At 73.1% G+C, this 20821-nt stretch carries 2 protein-coding genes; both read right to left on the bottom strand.

Annotated features, from left to right (window positions below; genetic code table 11):
• Window positions 1–34: 34 nt before the first annotated feature.
• A complete protein-coding gene (locus BMW88_RS34375) occupies window positions 35–1249 on the bottom strand; it encodes an MFS transporter (protein WP_089959190.1) in 1215 nt (404 codons plus the stop codon).
• Entirely contained in the window at window positions 1246–20817 is a 19572-nt protein-coding gene (locus tag BMW88_RS34370; protein ID WP_089959188.1) for a non-ribosomal peptide synthetase, read from the bottom strand. The genes BMW88_RS34375 and BMW88_RS34370 overlap by 4 nt, the downstream gene beginning before the upstream one ends.
• Window positions 20818–20821: the final 4 nt, after the last annotated feature.

The raw sequence follows: 20821 nt of genomic DNA, 5'->3' as shown, positions 1-20821 counted from the left end.
CCGTCGAAGTCACCGGACAGAGGTGTGCGCACACCTATTCCACTCCTTTGTCCCGGGAGAACCGGCGCAGAGTGGGGTTCACGGTGGCGAAGACGGCCAACAACCCGCTGCCCGCGGCGCAGGTGAGGATGGCTTGCGCGGGCGTCAGGAAGTCCACCAGCAGACCGCCGGCGGCGGGGCCGGCTATCGCCGCGATGCCCAGCGCCACGCCCATCACGCTGCTCAGCCTGCCGCGCAGCTCGTCCGGGGTGAGCAGGAGCTGGTAGGTGGTGATGGTGGTGTTCGCGGTGGGGGCCAGGAACGCGGCGGCCGCGAACAGCACGCCGGTGGGGATCCCCGGATCGACGAACAACGCCATCGGGATCAGGGCGGTGATGACCCAGAACACGCCGACGATCGCCCGGTGCGGGCGCAGCGCCCGGTGCAGCCGCGGCGCCACCAGCGCGCCGAGGATGCCGCCCGCGCCGAGCATCGCCCCCATGACCCCGATCTGCCCGGCCGGGACGCCCTCCTGGTGCGCGATGGCGATCATCAGCAGGTAGAAGGCCTGGAAGAACAGGTTGAGGCCGACCGCGCAGAAGGCGACCACCCGCACCACCGGCTGGGTCCACACCCAGCGCAGGCCTTCGCCGACCTCGCGGTGGAAGCGGCTGAACGGCGCCGGTTCCCGCTCCCGCTCGGGCACGCGGATGAACAGCAGCGCGAGGAACGTCGCCGCGTGCGTCACCGCCTCCACCGCGAACGGCAGCCACCGGCCCAGGCCGAACAACAGCCCGCCGAGCGCCGTGCCGGAGAGCTGGCCGACGTAGCCGCGTGCGGCGTTCATCGCGACCGCGTCCGGGAGCTGCCGCTCGGGCACGATGGCGGGCAGCACGGCGTCCTCCGCGGGCTCCGACAGCGCGCGGCAGACACCGAGCACGATGACGGCCAGCACCACGTGCTCCACGCCGACGGCGTGCCACCACAGGCCGACCACCAGGAAGGCCACCGCCAGCGCCTGCACGGCTTCGCAGACCAGCATCACCGTCCGGCGGTTCCAGCGGTCCACCAGCGCCCCCGCGGGCAGCCCGACGACCAGCTGCGCGGCGGCGGCGGCACCCAGCACGAGGCCCGACGTCGCCGCCGAGCCGGTGAGGGTGAGGACCAGCAGGGGCAGCGCGATGAGCGACGCGCTCGCCCCCGCCTCGGACAGGGCCTGCCCGGCCCACAGCAGCCGGTAGTCGCGGTTGCGCGACAGCGACGTGGTCATCGGTCGCTCCGGCAGTCCGCCGCGATCTCGCGCAGGGCGTCGCGGAAGTCCTCCGCGACCCGCCGCACCGTGGCCTCCTCGTGCCGGTCGGGCTGGTAGTGCCAGGTGAAGCGGAGCTCACCGGCCGACACGCCGCCGACGACCTCCAGCAGGTGCGGACCCCGGTCGGCCGGGTCGCCGTCCTGCCCGATGGGGTCGAGGACCCTCCGGAAGAGCCCGCCGTCGGCGTGGTCGGCGGTGCTGCCGGACTGGCCGAGGTAGTTGAACACCACCTGCGGTCCCTGGCCGTGCAGGCGCTCCCGCACGTCCGGCGCGCCCAAGTGCTTCAACGCGCCGAAGCCGAACCCGTTGCCCGGCACCGTGCGCAGCTGCCTGCGCACCGCCTTGACCAGGTCGCGCCACGAGGCCCCGTCGCCGGGCAGCGTCAGCCCGACCGGGTAGAGGGTGGTGAACCAGCCGACCGTGCGGGAGAGGTCCGCGCCGAGAACGTCCTCGCGCCCGTGGCCCTCCATGTCGAGTGCCACCGTCCGCTGCCCGGTGAACCGGGACAGAGCGCAGGCCAGCGCGGCGAGCAGGACGTCGTTGATCCTCGTGCGGTAGGCGGTGGGTGCGTCGTGCAGCAACGCGTCGGTGTCGTCGGCGTCGAGCACCACGTGCACCTCGGCCGCCGGCGTGCCCGGCGCCGGCTCCTCGTGGTCGACGGGCAGCGGAGCCGCGTCGAGCGCCGACTCCCAGTGGTCCAGCTCGTGGTCCAGCGCTCCCCCGGCGACGTGCCGGGCCAGGCCGTCCGCCCAGTCGCGGAACGACGTCGACTTCGCCCCCAGGTCCACCGCCTCGCCACCGGCGGCCTGCCGGTAGGCGGTGTCGAGGTCGTCGAGCAGGATCCGCCAGGACACGCCGTCCACGACGAGGTGGTGCACGGTGAGGAACAGCAGCGGCGACGGCATGTCGTCGGCGTGGAACAGCACGAACCGGTACAACGGACCCGCGGCGAGGTCGAAGCCCGCGTGTGCGTCGTCGGCGACCTTCACCATGTGCGCCTGCCGTTCCGGCTCACCGATCGAGCTGAGGTCGCACCGTTCCAGCACATCGCCCTGCTCCACCGGGGCGTTGTGCTGACGCCACTCCCCGTCGACGTGCTCGAAGCGCATGCGCAGCGCGTCGTGGTGCGCCACCACGGCCGCCAAGCCGCTCTCCAGCGCGGTCCGGTCGAGGTCCGGCGTCAGCTCCAGCAGCATGGACTGGGCGAAGTGGTGGGGCGCGACGGTGTGCGTGTCGAAGAACCAGCGCTGGATCGGCGTCAGCGGAACGTCGCCGACGACCGCGGCGGTGTTCACCGGTTCGGGCTCGACCTCGGTCACGAACGGCGCGAGCGCCTCGATGGTCTGGTTGCGGAACAACGACTTGGTGGTCAGGGCCAGCCCGGCCTTCCTGGCCCGCGACACCACCTGGATCACCAGGATGGAGTCACCGCCCAGCTCGAAGAAGTTGTCCCGCACCCCGACGCGGTCGGTGCCCAGCACGGCCGCCCAGATCTCGGCGAGCGCGTTCTCCACGGGCGTGCGCGGCGGTACGTGCTCGCCCTCGTCTCCGGCGGTCGGTTCCGGAGCGGGCAGCGCCGCCCGGTCGAGCTTGCCGTTGGGCGTCACCGGCAGGACGGACAGCGCGACGAAAGCGGACGGCACCATGTAGGCGGGCAGTCGTTCGGCCAGGAACGCGCGGAGCTCGGCCGTGCCCACCTCGCTGTCGGCGACGAAGTACGCGACCAGGCGAGCATGACCCTGGGCGTTGTCCGCGGCCACCACGGCGGCCTCGGCCACCCGCGGGTGGCGGAGCAGCGCGGACTCGACCTCGCCCGGCTCGACGCGGTGACCGCGGATCTTGACCTGGTCGTCGATGCGGCCCAGGTACTCGACCACCCCGTCGGCACGTCGGCGGACCAGGTCGCCGGAGCGGTACATCCGCTCCCCCGGCTCGCCGAACGGGCACGCCACGAACAGCGCCGCGGTGAGGCCCGGCCGGTTGAGGTAGCCCCGCGCGAGGCCGCCGCCCGCGATGCACAGTTCGCCGGGCACCCCGGCCGGCACCGGCCGCAGCAGGTCGTCCACCACGTAGAGCCTGTGGTTCCAGGCCGGGTGGCCGATCGGCACCGGGCCGGGGGCGAGCGGCGCGCCGGGTTCGACGCGGTGCTCCATGCAGCCCACGGTCGTCTCGGTCGGGCCGTACTCGTTGATCACGACCGCCGACGGGTTCGCCCGCCGCCACTCGTCCACCACCGCGCCCAGCAACTGCTCCCCGCCGACGACGAGGTCGCCGGTCGGTGAGAGCTGCGCCGGGACCGCCCCCAGCAAGGACAGGTGGCTCGGCGTGGCCTTGAGGAACGCCGTCTGCTCCACCGGGGCCGCGTCCTCGTCCAGGTCGCTCACCACGATGCGGCCGCCGGCCAGCAGCGGACCGAACAGCGTCGTGACGGTGAGGTCGAACGAGACCGGCGAGTGCAGGACCGCCGCGCCGCGCAGGCCCTGGTAGACCTCGGTGGCCCAGGCCAGGTAGTTGACCACTGAGCGGTGTTCGACGACGACGCCCTTGGGGCGGCCGGTCGACCCGGACGTGTAGATGACGTACGCCGGGTCGCTGGTCGTCAGCAGCGCGGTCCGGTCGTGGTCGGCGGGGTTGTCGTCGCGGCCGCCGGTGGTGCGCACGAGGTCCGGGTCGTCGAGCACCAGGACCGGCCGGGCGTCGTCGAGGACGAACGCGACCCGGTCGGCGGGCTGGTCCGGCTCGATCGGCACGTACGCGGCGCCCGCCTTGAGCACCGCCAGCACCGCCACCAGCAGGTCCGCGGAGCGCGGCAGGGAGATCGCGACGTACCGGCCGGGGCCGACGCCCCGCGCGATCAGGCTGTGCGCCAGGCGGTTGGCACGGGCGTTGAGCTCGGCGTACGTCCACACCGCACCGCCGTCCACCACCGCGGTGGCGTCCGGCGTCCGTGCCACCTGGGCCTCGACCAGGTGCGTGATGGTCGCGTCGGGCACGGGGTGAGCCGTGTCGTTCCACGCGTGCAGCACATCGCGCTGTTCCTCCTGGTCCATCAGCGGAAGGTCGGCCAGCGACCGGTCGGGGTCGGCGACCACGGCCGTCAGCAGCACGCGCAGGTGTCCGGCCATCCGCTCGACGGTCGAGGCGTCGAACAGGTCGGTGTTGTAGTTGACCGCGGCGTGCAGGGCGTCCTCGTCCTGCTGGAACTCCCACGTGAGGTCGAAGTTGGCCGCCACCACCGGCAGCGGCAGGTCCTCGACGTGCAGGCCCGGCAGGTCCGGAGCGGCGTCGGGGGTGTTCTGCAGGATGACCATCGTCTGGAACAGCGGGGTGCGGCTGGTGTCGCGGTCGGGCCGCAGCTCGTCCACCACGCGCTCGAACGGCACGTCCTGGTGGGCGAACGCGTCCAGCACGGTGCCCCGCACCTCGCCGAGGAACTCGCGGAACGTGGCGCTGCCGTCCACAGTGGACCTGAGCACGAGGGTGTTGACGAAGAACCCGACCAGGTTCTCGAGCTCCGCGCGGTCCCGGCCGGAGGCCACCGTGCCCACGGCGACGTCGTCCTGCCGCGACCAGCGGGCGAACAGCACCTGGCACGCGGCGACCAGGGCCATGAACAGGGTGCCGTCCTGCCGGCGCGCCAGGGCCCTGAGCCCGTCGCCGACTTCGGCGGGCAGGGTGAACATGTGCACCGCGCCGTGGTTGGTGCGGACCGCGGGCCTGGGCCGGTCGGTCGGCAGCTCCAGCGGGGCGACGCCGGCCAGCCTCTCCCGCCAGAAGGAGAGCTGCTCGTCGGCCAGGTGTCCGGTCAGCCGTTGCCGTTGCCACGCCGCGTAGTCCGCGTACTGGATCGGCAGATCGGGCAGCGGGTCCCCGCGGTAGAGCAGGTTCAGCTCGGTGGTCAGCACGCCGTTCGACCAGCCGTCGGTGATGATGTGGTGCGCCAGCAGGAGGAGCACGTGATCGTCCTCGGCGACGCGCAGCAGCAGCGGACGCAGCAATGGCCCGCGGGCGAGGTCGAACGGCCGGGTGCTCTCCCGCGCCAGCACGGCGGCGAGACCGTCCTCGCCGCCGAGGACGTCGAGCACCGGCACCTCGACGCGGTGGGGCGGGTGCACGACCTGCACACCGCGGCCGTCCACGCTGTCGAAGGTGGTGCGCAGCGACTCGTGCCGTGCGACCAGCGCGGTCAGCGCCGCCGTCAGGGCGTCGACGTCGAGGTGGCCGCGCAGCCGCAGGATCGACGGCGAGAGGTAGTCGGTGCTCTCCGGCTCGAACTGGTCGAGGAACCACAACCGCTGCTGCGCGAACGACAACGGCAAGGCGCTGTCGCGCGGCACCCGCGGGATGACGTCGCCGGACGCCCCCGTCCCGGCGCCGATCGCCTCGACCAGCCGGGCGACCGTGGGCGAGCTGAACAGCTCTCGCGGCGACACGGGCGCGTCGAGTTCGGCGCGCAGCCGGGACACGACGCGGATGCTGAGGATGGAGTCGCCGCCCAGCTCGAAGAAGTTGTCGTCGAGCCCGACCTCCGGCACCCCCAGCACGTCGGCCCAGATGCGGCAGACCTGCTCCTCGGCCGGGGTGCGCGGGGCGCGGTAGGCCGAGGCGCCGGCCCGCAGGTCCGGTGCGGGCAGGGCGCGGCGGTCCACCTTGCCGTTGGCGTTGAGCGGGATCGCGTCCAGTTCGACGAACGCCGACGGCACCATGTGTTCAGGCAGCCGTTCGCCCAACCAGGCTCGCAGGTCGGCTTTCCCGGCACCGGTGACGTAGGCGACGAGCCGCTGGTGGCCCTCGTCCTGCCGGGCGATCACCACGGCTTCGCGGACCTCGGGGTGCTGGGTCAGCACCGCCTCGATCTCGCCCGGTTCGATCCGGAATCCACGGATCTTCACCTGGTCGTCGGTCCGGCCCAGGTAGTCCAGGGTGCCGTCGGCCAGCCACCGCACCCGATCACCGGTGCGGTACATCCGCTCACCCGGCCCACCGAACGGATCCGCCACGAAACGATCCGCGGTCAGACCCGGCCGACCGAGGTAACCACGGGCGAGCTGCACACCGGCCAAGTGCAACTCCCCTGGCACACCGACGGGCACCGGCCGCAGGTCCTCGTCCAGCACGTAGGCGCGGGTGTTGAGCAACGGCCGTCCCACCACGACAGGGGCACCCGGTGTGATGCGGCAGGACAGGGCGTCCACTGTGGACTCGGTCGGACCGTAGAAGTTGTAGCTCGCCGTACCGGGAACATCGGCCAAGCGCCGCCACAGGTCCTCACCGATCGCCTCTCCGCCGAGCATCAGCACCTTCGGCCGGTGCTCGCCGTCGAGCAACCCCGCCTCCACGAGCTGCCGCGCGTACGACGGGGTCAGGTCCAGGAAGTCGATCCCCCGATCGACCACGTACCGCACGAGGGCGGGTGGGTCGAGGCGCAGCTCGTCGTCGAACACGTGCAACTCGTGGCCGTCGGCCATCAGCACGAAGCCTTCCAGCGACGTGTCGAACGAGAACACCGCCGACAAGCCCACCCGCAACCGGCCACCGGCCGCGGCGACGAAGTCCTCCCGGTGGTTCACCAGCAGGTTCACCAGGCTGCGGTGCTCGACCACCACGCCCTTGGGGCGCCCGGACGAGCCGGAGGTGTAGATGACGTAGGCGGCGTGGTCGCGGCGCACCGGAGCCAGGTTCCCGGCCTCCTGGTCGTCGGACGGGGGCAGCGATCCGCGCACCACGAGCGCCGGGTTCGCGTCGCGCAGCAGGAAGTCCACCCGCTCGTCGGGCAGGGACGGGTCGACCGGCAGGTACACACCACCGGCCTTCCAGATCGCCAGCAACGCCACCACGAACTCCACCGACCGCGGCAACGACAACGCCACCAACCGCTCCGGACCCACACCCGACGCCACAAAAACCCGAGCCACCCGGTTCGCCCACGCGTTCAACTCCGCGAACGTCAACGAGCGGTCCCCCACCACCAGAGCAACAGCGTCCGGAGTGGTCCGCGCCTGACTCTCGAACAACTCCACGACCGACTTCTCCGGCACCTCACCGGCCGTCGCGTTCCACTCCACCAGCACGCGGTGGCGCTCGTCGTCCGCCATCAGCGGCAACTCGGCGAGCGACCGGTCGGGGCCGGTCGCCATCTCCTCCAGCAGCGCCACGAGGTGCGCGGCGAGGCGCTCGGCGGTGCCGGTGTCGAACAGGCGCGGGTCGTAGTCCAGCTCGAGCCGCAGGCGGTCGCCGAAACCGGCGCTGAGCGCGAGCGGGAAGCTGGTCGTGTCGGCGCCCTGGACGTCGCGGACCCGGACCTCCTGCTCGGCGTCGAGCAGTTCGTCCACCGGGTAGTTCTCGAACACCACGGCGCTGTCGAACAACGACGACCCCGCCGGCACGTCGCTCCACGACCGCAACTGCGCCAGCGACACGAAGTCGAACCGCCGCGACTCGATCTGCGCGGCCTGCACCTCCCGCAGCCACGGCAGCACCGAGGCCCGCGGGTCGACCCGCACCCTGGTGGGGACGGTGTTGATGAACATGCCGACCATCGACCCGATCCCCGGCAGCTCGCCGGGGCGGCCGGACACCGTCGTGCCGAACACGACGTCGGACTCACCGCTGTAGCGGGACAGCAGCAACGCCCACGCGCCCTGCACCACGGTGTTGGCCGTCAGCCCAGCCGCGCGCGCCACCCGGTCCAGGTCGGCCGACCGGTCGGCGTCCAGTGCCACGTGGACGGACGCGCTGGACTCGGCCCGGTGCGCCTGGACCGGCGAGCGGTCCCACGGCAGCGGGGTCGGCGCCTCGACGCCGGCGAGCACCTGCCGCCAGTGCCGCTCGGCCGCCGCGGTGTCCTGGCCGGCGAGCCAGCGCAGGTAGTCGCGGAACGGCCGGCGCGGCGTCAGCTCCGGCTCCCGGCCGCGGACGAGAGCGGTGTACTGCTCGCACACCTCGGCCAGCACCTGCGCGAAGCTCCACCCGTCCAGCAGGACGTGGTGGGCGGTCCAGAAGAGCGTGACCTCGTCGTCGGTGAGCCTCGCGATGGCCAGGCGCAGCAGCGGCGGCCTGGTGAGGTCCAGTTCCCCGCCACCCACGGTGTCGTGCGCGGCCTCCTGCTCGTCGGCGCTCAGGTGGCGCCAGTCGTGGTGGGCGATCGGCACGTCGACCCGGTGGTGCACGACCTGCACCGGTGCCTCGACGCCTTCCCACACCACGCCGCCGCGCAGCACCGGTGTGCGGTCCACGACGCGGCGGCACGCCTCGGCGAGCACGTCCGGGTCGGACACCCCGGACAGCCGCAGCCGGAACCGGTTGGAGTAGGCCGTCGAGGTGTCGTCGACCAGTGTGTGGAACAGCATTCCGGTCTGCAGCGGGGTGAGCGGGTAGATGTCCTCGACCTCGTCGCCGGTCCCGGCCAGCCGGTCCACGGCGGCCTGGTCCAGCCGCGCCAACGGGAAGTCCGACGGCGTGCGGCCACCCGCACCCGGCTCCGCGCAGTGCGCGACGATCTCCGCCAGCCCGCGCACCACCGCCTCCGCGACGCCCCGCACGGTCGACTCGTCGTGCAGGTGCTCGGAGTAGAACCAGGACAGCACCAGTTCGCCGCCCTCCACGCCGCCGACGACGTCGAGCAGGAACGGGCGCGTGCCACTGGCGGCCGCGTCGGCTCCCGGGCTCTCCAGCCGGGTCCGGACCAGGCCCTCCCCGGCCGCTTCCCCGTCCCAGCGGCCGTGGTAGTTGAAGCTGACCGGCGGCAGCGCGGTCCCGGCGAGAGCGGGGGCGGCACCGAGCTGGCGCAGCGCTTCGAACCCGAAGCCCCGGCCGGGAACGGACCGCAGCTGTTCCTTCACCGACTTGAGCACCGCGCCCCAGTCCCCGGCCGGCACGGTGAGCGCCACCGGGTACTGCGTGGTGAACCAGCCGACCGTGCGTGAGATGTCGACGCCGTCGAGCACGTCTTCGCGGCCGTGGCCCTCCATCGTGACCGCGACGCGTTCTCGCCCCGTCCACGCCGACAGGGCGCGGCCGAGCGCGCTGAGCAGCACGTCGTTGACCTGCGTGCGGTAGACGTCGGGCACGTGGTGCAACAGGGCGTCGGTGCGCTCGCGGTCCAGCCGTACGGACACCACGCGCGTCGAGCCCGCGGTGTTGGGCCCGTCGCGGTCCACCGGGACCTCGCCCGCCGCGTCGAGCGCGGCGGTCCAGTGGGACAGCTCGTCGTCGAACGCGCCGGACCGCACGTGCTCCGCGAGCCGGTGGGCCCACTGGGTGAACCGGGTGCCGACCGGGGGCAGGTCGATCCGCTCCCCCGCCACGGCCTGGCGGTAGGCGGTCTCCAGGTCACCGAGCAGGATCCGCCAGGACACGCCGTCCACGACGAGGTGGTGGGCCACGAGGAACAGCCGCCTGCCGGAGAACAGCAGCGCGCGCATCACCGGACCGCGGGTGATGTCCAGCCCGGCCTGGGCGGCCGCGGCGACGGCTTCCTCGTCCTCAGTGGACAGGTGGTCGTGCCGCTCCAGCTCGACCACGTCCTCGGCGACGTCCTGGACCCAGCCGTCGGCGACGCGGGTGAAGCGGGTGCGCAGACCTTCGTGGTGCGCCACGACCGCGGCCAGGGCTCGCGCCAACGCCTCCCGGTCGACGTCCTCGGCCAGTTCCAGGTGCGCCGACATGGTGAAGTGGTGCGGGTCGCCGGGGTGGGCGTCGAGGTACCAGCGCTGGATCGGCGTGAGCGGCGCCGGTCCGGCGATCTGCGGCAGCTCGGCGGCCTCGGGGCCGCGGGTGCGGACGACGGTGGCCAGCTCGGCGATGGTCTGGTGGGTGAACACGTCCTTGGTGGCCAGCTCCAGGCCCGCCTGGCGGGCGCGGGACACGATCTGGATGCTCAGGATCGAGTCGCCGCCCAGGCCGAAGAAGTTGTCGTGCACGCCGACGCGGTCGACGCGCAGTGCCTCGGCCCAGATCCGCGCCAGTTCCCGTTCCACGGCGGTGCGCGGTGCCACGTGGTCCTGCCCCTGCCCGGCACTCGCGTCGGGGGCCGGCAGGGCTCGGCGGTCGACCTTGCCGCTGTCCGTCGTGGGCAGCTCGTCGAGCAGCACGAACAGCGACGGCACCAGGTAGTCCGGCAAGTAGTGCTTCAGCCGCGCTCGCAGGTCGTCCACGTCGGCCTCGCCGACGACGTAGCCGACGAGGCGGTGCGTTCCGGGTTCGACCTCCTGGGCCACCACCACGGCCTCCGCCACGTCGGGCAGGCCGAGCAGGGCGGCCTCGACCTCACCGGGTTCGACGCGGTAGCCGCGGATCTTGACCTGGTCGTCCGCGCGGCCCCGGTACTCCAGCACGCCGTCGGCGGTCCACCGGGCCAGGTCGCCGGTCCGGTACATCCGGCTGCCGGGCGGGCCGAACGGGTCGGCGGTGAACCGGTCCGCGGTCAGACCGGGCCGGTGCAGGTACCCGCGCGTCACCTGGTCACCCGCCAAGTGCAGCTCACCGGGCACACCGACCGGCTGGGGCCGCAGCCCCGCGTCGAGCACGTACGCGCGCAGGCCCCGGCCCGGTGTGCCGATCACCGGCCGGTCCCGGCCGGTGATCTTCGTCCACACCGAGTCCACGGTGCACTCGGTGGGGCCGTAGAGGTTGACCGCGGTGACGCCGTCGGCATCGGCCAGCGCACGCCACAGCGGTTCGCCGACCGCCTCGCCGCCGACCGCCACCAGCAGTGGCCTGCCCTGGGCGAGCAGCCCTTCCGGCAGGAGCTGCTGGAGGTAGGACGGGGTGCAGCTGAGGAAGCCGATCCGGTGCCGTGCGATGTGCTCCACCACGGCCCGCGGGTCGAGCAGCGTGGCGTTGCCGAGCAGGTGCAGCTCGTGGCCCGCGGCCAGCAGCAGCAGGCCCTCCCAGGAGGCGTCGAAGGTGTAGGCGGCGGTGGCGACGCCGCGCAGGCGCGTCCCGTCAGCGGGCAGCAGGCGGGCGTGGTGGTCGGCGACGAGCGCGGCGAGGTTGCGGTGCTCGACCACGACGCCCTTGGGGCGGCCGGTGGACCCGGACGTGTAGATCACGTACGCGGCGTGCTCCGGGCGCAGCGGTGCCGTGCGGTCGTCGTCGACCGGGTCGGTGGCAGGCCGGGCGGCCACGGCGGGGTCGTCCAGCCGCACGTGGGGCAGCTCGCCGAAGACGCGGTCGCCGGCGGCCACCACGAGCACCGGCCGGGCGTCGGCCAGCACGAAGGCGATCCGCTCGGCCGGGTGTTCCGGGTCGAGCGGCAGGTACGCGCCGCCCGCCTTGAGCACGGCCAGCACGGCGAACACCATCTCCGCCGACCGGGGCAGCGCCAGCGCCACCACCGACTCGGGCCCGACTCCCGCGGCGATGAGGTGGTGGGCGATCCGGTTGGCGTGGGCGTTGAGCTCGGCGAAGGTCCACGACCGGTCCCCGTCGACCAGCGCCGTCGCGTCGGGCGTGCGGGCGGCACTGTCCTGGAACACCTCGTGGTACGCCGGTGCCGGACCTCCGGTGCCGGTGTCGTTCCAGTCCCGCAGCACGTGCCGCAGCTCGTCGTCGGTGAGCAGCGGCAGGTCGGCCACGGCGCGGCCGGGGTCGGCGGTCGCGGCGTCGAGCAGCACGCCGACGTGCGCGACCATCCGCTCGGCCGTGGTGGCGTCGAACAGCGCGGTGTCGTAGGTGAGCACCGCCTCCAGGCGGCCGTCGACCTCCTGGAACTGGAACGACACGTCGAAGCCCGCCGCGACCGACGGCGGCGGCAGCTCCTCGACGCGCAGGCCGGGCAGGCGCGGTTCGTCGCCGGTGGTGTTCTGCAGCACGACCATCGCCTGGAACAGCGGGGTGCGGCTGGGGTCGCGCACCGGGTGCACCTCGTCCACGACCCGCTCGAACGGCACGTCCTGGTGGGCGAACGCGTCCAGCACCGTCTCCCGGACCTGGCCGAGCAGGTCCCCGAAGCCCTGCCGCGGGTCGACGTCCGAGCGCAGCACCAGCGTGTTGACGAAGAACCCGACCAGGCCCTCCAGCTCGGTGCGGTCGCGGCCGGAGACGACCGTGCCGACGGCCACGTCCCGCTGGCCGGACCACCGGGCGAAGAGCACCTGGCACGCGGCGAGCAACGCCATGAACAGCGTGCCGTCGTGGTGGCGAGCCAGCGCCTTGAGCCGGTCGGTGACCTCCGCGGGCACCTGGAAGTGCACCAGCGCGCCCTGCTTGCCGCGGGTCGCCGGCCGGGGCCGGTCGGTGGGCAGCTCCAGCGGCCGCACGCCGTCGAGCGCACGGCGCCAGTGGGCCAGGTGCTCCCGCAGCGCCTCCTCGGTCGACGCGGTCCGCTGCCACACCGCGAAGTCGGCGTACTGCACCGGCAGCTCCGGCAGCTTCGCCTCCCTGCCGCACGTCGCGGCCTCGTAGCAGGCGCCCAGCTCGCCGAGCAGCACGCCGTTGGACCAGCCGTCGGTGACGATGTGGTGCAGCACGAGGGAGAGCACGTGGTCGTCCTCGCCCAGGCGCGCCAGCAGCACTCGCATGAGCGGGCCGCGCTGGAGGTCGAACGGCGTGGTCGTCTCGCGGGTGAGGACGTGCGCCAGCTCCTCTTCGGACACGTCGAGCACCGGCACCTCGACCGGGTGCGGCGGGTGCACGACCTGCACGCCACGGCCGTCGACGGTCTCGAAGGTGGTGCGCAGCGACTCGTGCCGTGCGACCAGCGCGGTCAGCGCCGCGCCGAGGGCGTCGACGTCCAACCGGCCGCGCAGCCGCAGGATCGACGGCGTCAGGTACTCGACGCCACCGGGTTCGAACTCGTCGAGGAACCACAGCCGTTGCTGAGCGAACGACAGCGGCAGCCCGCCGTCCCGGGGCACCACCGGGATCTCGGCCAGCGCTGCCTGGGCCGACTGTGCGACCAGTGCGGCGATCCCGGCGACGGTGGGGTGGGCGAACAGGGCGCGTGGCGACATCTCCACGTCGAACGCGGCCCGCAGCCGGGAGATCACCCGGATGCTGAGGATGGAGTCGCCGCCCAGCTCGAAGAAGTTGTCGCGCACGCCGATGCCCGGCACGCCCAGCACCTCGGCCCAGATGTCAGCGACGGTACGTTCCACGTCCGTGCGCGGTGCGACGTGCTCGGCGCGAGCCTCGGTGAAGTCGGGCGCGGGCAGGGCGCGGCGGTCCACCTTGCCGTTGGCGTTGAGCGGAATCGCGTCGAGCTCGACGAACGCCGACGGCACCATGTACTCGGGCAGCCGTTCGGTCAACCAGGCTCGCAGGTCGGCCTTTCCGGCACCGGTGACGTAGGCGACGAGCCGCTGGTGGCCGTCGTCCCGGCGTGCGACCACCACGGCCTCGCGGACGTCGGGGTGCTGGGTCAGCACCGCCTCGATCTCGCCCGGTTCGATCCGGAAACCACGGATCTTCACCTGGTCATCGGTCCGGCCCAGGTAGTCCAGGGTGCCATCGGCCAGCCACCGCACCCGGTCACCGGTGCGGTACATCCGCTCACCCGGCCCGCCGAAGGGATTGGCGATGAACCGGTCAGCGGTCAGACCTGCACGACCGAGGTAGCCGCGCGCGAGCTGTGCACCGGCCAGGTACAGCTCACCCGGTACACCGACGGGCACCGGTCGCAGGTCCTCGTCCAGCACGTAAGCACGCACGTTGCGCAGCGGCCTTCCCACGACCGGCCGCCCGTCACCGGCGATCCGGCACGACAGTGCGTCCACTGTGGACTCGGTCGGGCCGTAGAAGTTGTAGCTCGCCGTGCCGGACACCTCGGCCAGCCGCCGCCACAGGTCCTCACCGATCGCCTCGCCGCCCAGCATCAGCACCTTCGGCCGGTGCTCGCCGTCGAGCAACCCCGCCTCGACGAGTTGCCGCGCGTAGGACGGGGTCAGGTCCAGGAAGTCGATCCGCCGGTCCGCGACGTAGGCCACCAGCGCGGACGGGTCGAGCCGCACCTCGTCGTCCAGCACGTGCAATTCATGGCCGTCGGCCATCAGCACGATGCCTTCCAGCGACGTGTCGAACGAGAACACCGCCGACAACGCCACCCGCAACCGGTCGCCCCGGACGAAACCCTCGCGGTGGGCCATCACCAGGTTCACCAGGCTGCGGTGCTCGACCACGACGCCCTTGGGCCGGCCGGTCGAGCCGGACGTGTAGATCACGTAGGCCGCGTCGTCCGCGGCGACCGGCTTCAAGTCCGCCGAGCCGCAGCCGTCGGCCTCTGGCAGTGCGTCCCGCACCACCAGCACCGGGTTCGCGTCGCGCAGCAGGAAGTCCACCCGCTCGTCGGGCAGGGACGGGTCGACCGGCAGGTACACACCACCGGCCTTCCAGATCGCCAGCAACGCCACCACGAACTCCACCGACCGCGGCAACGACAACGCCACCAACCGCTCCGGACCCACACCCGACGCCACAAAAACCCGAGCCACCCGGTTCGCCCACGCGTTCAACTCCGCGAAGGACAACGAGCGGTCCCCTACCACCAACGCGGTGGCCTCCGGCATCGACCGCGCCCGAGCCTCGAACAACTCCACGACCGACTTCTCCGGCACCTCACCGGCCGTCGCGTTCCACTCCACCAGCACCCGGTGGCGCTCGTCGTCCGCCATCAGCGGCAGCTCCGACACCGGTCGCGCGCAGTCGGCGGCGATGGCGTCGACGAGCAGGAGCAGGCGGTCGGCGAGGCGGCGGGCGGTGTCGGCGTCGAACAGGTGGGGGTCGTAGGCGAGGTCGAGGTGCAGCCGGTCGTCGAGTACGGCGCTGAGGGTCAGCGCGAAGTTCGTCGTGTCCCGCGCCCGCACGTCGGTCGCCCGGATGCCGCCGACCTCGGCGACGTCGTTGAGCGGGTAGTTCTCGAACACCACGGCGCTGTCGAACAACGACGACCCCGCCGGCACGTCACTCCACGACCGCAGCTCCGCCAGCGACACGAAGTCGAACCGCCGCGACTCGGTCTGCGCGGCCTGCACCTCGGCCAGCCAGGTCGCGGTGCCGGCGTCGGCGCGCACGGCGACCCTGGCCGGCACGGTGTTGATGAACAGGCCGACCATCTGCTCCACGCCCGGCAGCTCGCCGGGGCGGCCGGACACCGTCGTGCCGAACACGACGTCGGACTCGCCGCTGTAGCGGGACAGCAGCAACGCCCACGCGCCCTGCACCACGGTGTTCACCGTGAGGCCGTGGCTGCGGGCGGTGCGGCGCAACCGGTCGGTCTGCTCGCCGGTGAGGGCCACGGGGACCGCCGTGGAGGACTCGGTGGCGTGGCCGCGCGCGGGCGTGCGGTCGTAGGGCAGCGCGGTGGGCGCGGAGAAGCCCGCCAGCACCTCGCGCCAGTGCCGTTCGGCCTCCGAGCGGTCCTGTTCGTCCAGCCAGCGCAGGTAGTCGCGGAACGGTCGCCGGGTGACCACCTCCGGCGCGCGGCCGTCGGTGATCGCCCGGTACTGCTCGCAGACCTCGGTGAACACCTGCGCGAGGCTCCACCCGTCCAGCAGCACGTGGTGGAACGTCCAGACGAGCAGCACCTCCTCGTCGGACAGCCGGACCAGGTCGATCCGCATCAGCGGCGCCCGGCGCAGGTCGAGACCCTGTGCCGCCAGCGCCACCACCTCGCGCTCGCGGTCCTCTTCGGACAGTTCGCGCCAGTCGTGGAACGAACAGGGCAGGTCCACGTGGGAGCGGACGACCTGCACCGGTCGCTCGACGCCTTCCCAGACCAGCGCGCCGCGCAGCACCGGGGTGCGGTCGACGACGCGCTGCCACGCGGTGGCGAGGGCCCGTTCGTCGTCGACGCCGGTCAACCGCAGTCGCACCTGGTCGAAGTAGGCCGTGGACGACGGGTCGGCCAGGCCGTGGAACAGCATCCCCTCCTGCAACGGCGTCAGCGGGTAGATGTCCTCGACCTCGTCACCGGTCCCGGCCAGCCGGTCCACGGCGGCCTGGTCCAGCCGCGCCAACGGGAAGTCCGACGGCGTGCGGCCACCCGCACCCGGCTCCGCGCAGTGCGCCACGATCTCCGCCAGCCCGCGCACCACCGCCTCCGCCACGCCCCGCACGGTCGACTCGTCGTGCACCTGCCCGGAGTACAGCCAGGTGAGTTCGAGCCGGCCGTTCTCCACCAGGCCGACGACGTCGATCAGGTATGCGCGGGCGTTGCCCGCGGCGATGTCGCGGCCGAGCGGCGCGCACCGGGCACGGACAAGTCCGTCGTCGTTGGACGCGACGTCCCACTGGCCGTGGTAGTTGAAGCTGATCAGCGGGTGCGGGTCGTCCCGCAGGGCGGCCGCCGGGGAGTCCGGGGCGGACAGGTGGCGCAGCGCCGCGTAGCTCTGACCGCGGCGCGGCAGCGCGCGCACCTGTTCCTTGACCGACTTCAGCACACCGCCCCACTCCCCCGCGGGCACGCGCAGGGCGAGGGGGAACTGGCTGGTGAACCAGCCGACCGTGCGGGAGACGTCGAGGTCGTCGGGCACGTCCTCGCGGCCGTGGCCCTCCAGGCCGACGAGCACCCGGTCGCGGCCGGTCCACTCGGCCAGCGCCCGGCCGAGCGCGCTCAGCAGCACGTCGTTGACCTGCGTGCGGTAGACGCCCGGCACCTGGTGCAGCAGCGCGTCGGTCTCGGCGCGGCCGAGCCGCACGGTGACCGCGCGGACGTCCTCGGCCGGGTCGCCGCCCTCGTGGTCGACGGGCAGGCCGGCGGGAGCGGACGCGGCGAAACCGGTCCAGTGGTCCAGGTCGGCGTCCAGCTCGCCCGCGCGCACGCGGTCGGCCAGACGGCGGGCCCACGTGGCGAACGCGGTGGCCACCGGTTCCAGCACGACCGGTTCACCGCGCACCGCCTGGTGATAGGCGATGCCGAGGTCGTCGAGCAGCACCCGCCAGGACACACCGTCCACGACGAGGTGGTGCACCGCCAGGAACAGCCGGGAGCGGCCGTCGTCGAGGCGGAACAGCAGCGCCCGCACGAGCGGGCCCGCCTCGATGTCGAGGCTCGACTGGGCGCCGAGCGCGGCGGCCTGCGCGGCCTCCTCCTGTGCCCGCTCGCCGAGCCCGGACAGGTCGCGCACCCGCAGCACACCGGTCGGCGGCGTGGGTGCGACGTCCTGCACCCACCGGTCGCCGTCGCGGGTGAAGCGGGCGCGCAGCGCGTCGTGGTGCGCCACGACGGCGTCCACGGCGGTGGCCAGCGCCCGCTCGTCGAGGCCGGGAGCCAGCTCCACGTGGGTGGACATGGTGAAGTGGTGCGGGCTCACCGGAGCGGTGTCGAAGAACCACTCCTGGATCGGAGTCAGCGGCGCGGGCCCCGCGGCGGGGGCGTCCGGCGCGCAGTCGGTCACGGCCGTGGCGGTGGCGGCCAGTTCGGCGACCGTGGGGTGCAGGAAAACGTCCTTGGACGACAGCCGCAGACCGGCCCGGCGGGCGCGGGCGACGACCTGGATGCTGAGGATGGAGTCGCCGCCCAGCTCGAAGAAGTTGTCCTCGACCCCCACGCGGTCGACGCGCAGCACCTCGGCCCAGATGTCGGCGACGGCACGTTCCACGTCCGTGCGCGGTGCCACGTGCTCGGCGCGAGCCTCGGCGAAGTCGGGAGCGGGCAGGGCGCGGCGGTCGACCTTCCCGTTGCCACTCAACGGGAGTGCGTCGAGCGCCACGAACGCCGACGGCACCATGTAGTCGGGCAGTTCGCGGGTGAGCCACGTGCGCAGCTCGGCGTGCGCCGGCATCGTGCCCGCCGCGAGCACGAGGTAGGCGACGAGCTGCTTGCGGCCGTCGTCGGCGCGCGCGACGGTGATCGACTGGGCGATGCCGGGGTGGCGCACGAGCAGGGCGTCGATCTCACCGGTCTCGACGCGGAAGCCGCGGATCTTGACCTGGTCGTCGGTGCGGCCGATGAACTCCACCACCCCGTGCGCGCGCCAGCGGGCGACGTCACCGGTGCGGTACATGCGGGAACCGGGCGGACCGAAGGGGTCGGGCAGGAAGCGCTCGGCGGTCAGACCGGGCCGGCCGAGGTAGCCGCGGCCCACGCCCGCGCCCGCGATGAACAGCTCTCCCGGCACGCCCACGGGCACGGGCCGCAGTCCCTCGTCCAGCACGTAGACGGCCATGCCGTCCAACGGGCGGCCGATGGGGATCACGTCGGGCACGTCGTCCGTCATCGGGAACGAGGTGGCGAACGTCGTCGTCTCGGTCGGGCCGTAGCCGTCGACCACGGTCAGCCCGGGGCACGCGTCGAGCACGCCGCGCACGGCCGCGGCGGGCACCACGTCACCGCCCGTCCACACCTCGCGCAGCCCGGCGAACGCCTCCGGCGCCTCGTGGGCGACGAGCCGGAAGAGGCCCGCGGTCAACCAGACCGCGGTGACGCCGTGCGTGGCGACGGCGTGCCGGATCGCGTCGGCGTCCACGTCGCCCGGCCGCGCGACGACGACCTGGCCGCCGCGCAGCAGCGGCACCCACAGCTCGTAGGTGGAGGCGTCGAACGCCGACGGCGAGTGCAGCAGCACGCGGTCATGCGCACCGCTGGCGAAGCGGGAGTCCAGCGCCAGCGCCACCACGTCGCGGTGCCGCACGGCCACGCCCTTGGGCACACCGGTGGACCCCGAGGTGTGCATGACGTAGGCGAGCTGGTCCGGGTGCACCGCCACCACCACGGGGTCGGCGGCACCGGAGCGGTCGCCGTCGAGCAGCAAGACATGTCCGGAATGGACGGACCCGGTCGTTCTCCCACCGGCGGGATCGGTGATCACGACCGCGACCCCGGCCTCGGCGAGCACGCGCCGCACCCGCTCGGCCGGTGCGCGACCGTCGATCGGCACGTACGCGGCGCCCGCCTTGACCACGGCCAGCTCGGCGACGACCAGGTCGGTGGACCGCTCCACGAGCAGTCCCACCGGGTCCTCCGGCCGCACGCCGAGGCCGATCAGCCGATGGGCGAGGTGGTTGGCCCGCGCGTCCAGCTCGGCGTAGGTGAGGACCACGTCGCCGGAGAGGACAGCGGGCGCGTCCGGCGTCCGGCGCACCTGCTCGGCGAACAGGCCGGGGATCGTGCCCTCGGCCGGTGCCCGGCCGGCGTCGTTCCAGCCCATCAGGACCTGGTCGCGCTCGACGTCCGACAGCCACGGCAGCTCGCCCAGCGACCGGCTCGGATCGGTGGCCACGCCGCCGAGCAGCCGTACGAGGTGCTCGGCGAAACGGCCGATCGTGGCGGCGTCGAACAGGTCGGTGTTGTACTCCACCAGGCCTTCCAGGAGGCCGTCCCGCTCCTGGAACTCGATGGTCAGGTCGAAGATGGCGTCACGCCGGGACAGCCCGACCCGTTCGACGTCCAGGCCCGGCAGCCGCGGCGGGGTGCGCTCGGCGTTCTGCAGCAGCACCATCACGTCGAACAACGGGTTGCGGCTGACGTCGCGGTCCTTGCGCACGGCGTCGACCAGGTGCTCCAGCGGCACCTCGTCGTGCGCGAACGCCTCCTTGACGTTCTCCTTGACCTGGTCGAGGAACTCGGTGAAGGCGACCGTGTTGTCCACTGTGGATCTCAGCACGACGGTGTTGACGAAGAACCCGACCAGCCGTTCCAAGCCGGGCCGGCCGCGGCCGGTGGTCACGGTGCCCACGGCCACGTCGTCCTGCCCGGCGTAGCGGGCCAGCAACGCCTGGCACCCGGCCACCAGCACGGAGAACAGGATCGTGCCGCGCTCGTGGGCCAGCTCGCGCAGCGCCGCCGTGGTCGAGGCGGGGACGGTGAACGGGAGCGCCGCGCCGTTGGTGGTGCGCACCGGCGGCCGGGGCCGGTCGGTGGGCAGCTCCAGCGGGGTGGTGCCGGTCAGCCGCCGCGTCCAGTGGTCGAGCTGGCCGGCCAGCGCGTCACCGGACAGCCGTTCCCGTTGCCAGGCCGCGAAGTCGGCGTACTGGACCGGCAGGGCGGGCAGTGCCGCCTCGCGCCCCTCCACCGCCGCGCCGTACAGCTCCCCCAGCTCCTCGGTCAGCACACCCATCGACCAGCCGTCGGTGACGACGTGGTGGGCCGTGACCAGCAGGACGTGCTCGTCCTGGGCGAGCCGCACCAGCAGCACCCGCACGAGCGGGCCGCGCCGCAGGTCGAACGGGCGGGAGTACTCCTCCGTCAGCAGCTCGTCCAGCTCATCGGGGCCGGGTGAGCCGACCACGGGCACGGCGAGGTCGAACGGCGGGTGCACGACCTGCACGCCGACCCCCTCGACCTCGTCGAGCGTCGTGCGCAGCGATTCGTGGCGTGCCACCAGACCGTTCAGCGCCGTGGTCAGCGCGGTCACGTCCAGCCGCCCGGTCAGGCGCAGGGCCAGTGCGCTGTTGTAGCCGGAGCCGCCGGGCTGGAAGCTGTCGAGGAACCACAGGCGCTGCTGGGGGAACGACAACGGCAACGGGCGGGACCGGTCGGCCGGCCGGATGGCGTCGGCCTGGCCGGAACGGCCGGAGAGGCGGCGGCGCATCTGCTCCCGCAGGTGCGGGGGCAGCGCGGCGATGCGGTCCTCGATCGACGACGACATGGTG

Origin of the sequence: Lentzea xinjiangensis (assembly GCF_900110955.1) — a bacterium.
In the GTDB taxonomy this organism is placed as follows: Bacteria; Actinomycetota; Actinomycetes; order Mycobacteriales; family Pseudonocardiaceae; genus Lentzea; species Lentzea xinjiangensis.
This window is presented reverse-complemented; position numbering and strand designations above follow the sequence as displayed.

Coding starts and splice junctions, on each gene's coding strand:
- BMW88_RS34375 (WP_089959190.1), bottom strand. CDS start 1,249: ATGACCACGTCGCTGTCGCGCAACCGCGACTACCGGCTGCTGTGGGCC.
- BMW88_RS34370 (WP_089959188.1), bottom strand. CDS start 20,817: ATGTCGTCGTCGATCGAGGACCGCATCGCCGCGCTGCCCCCGCACCTG.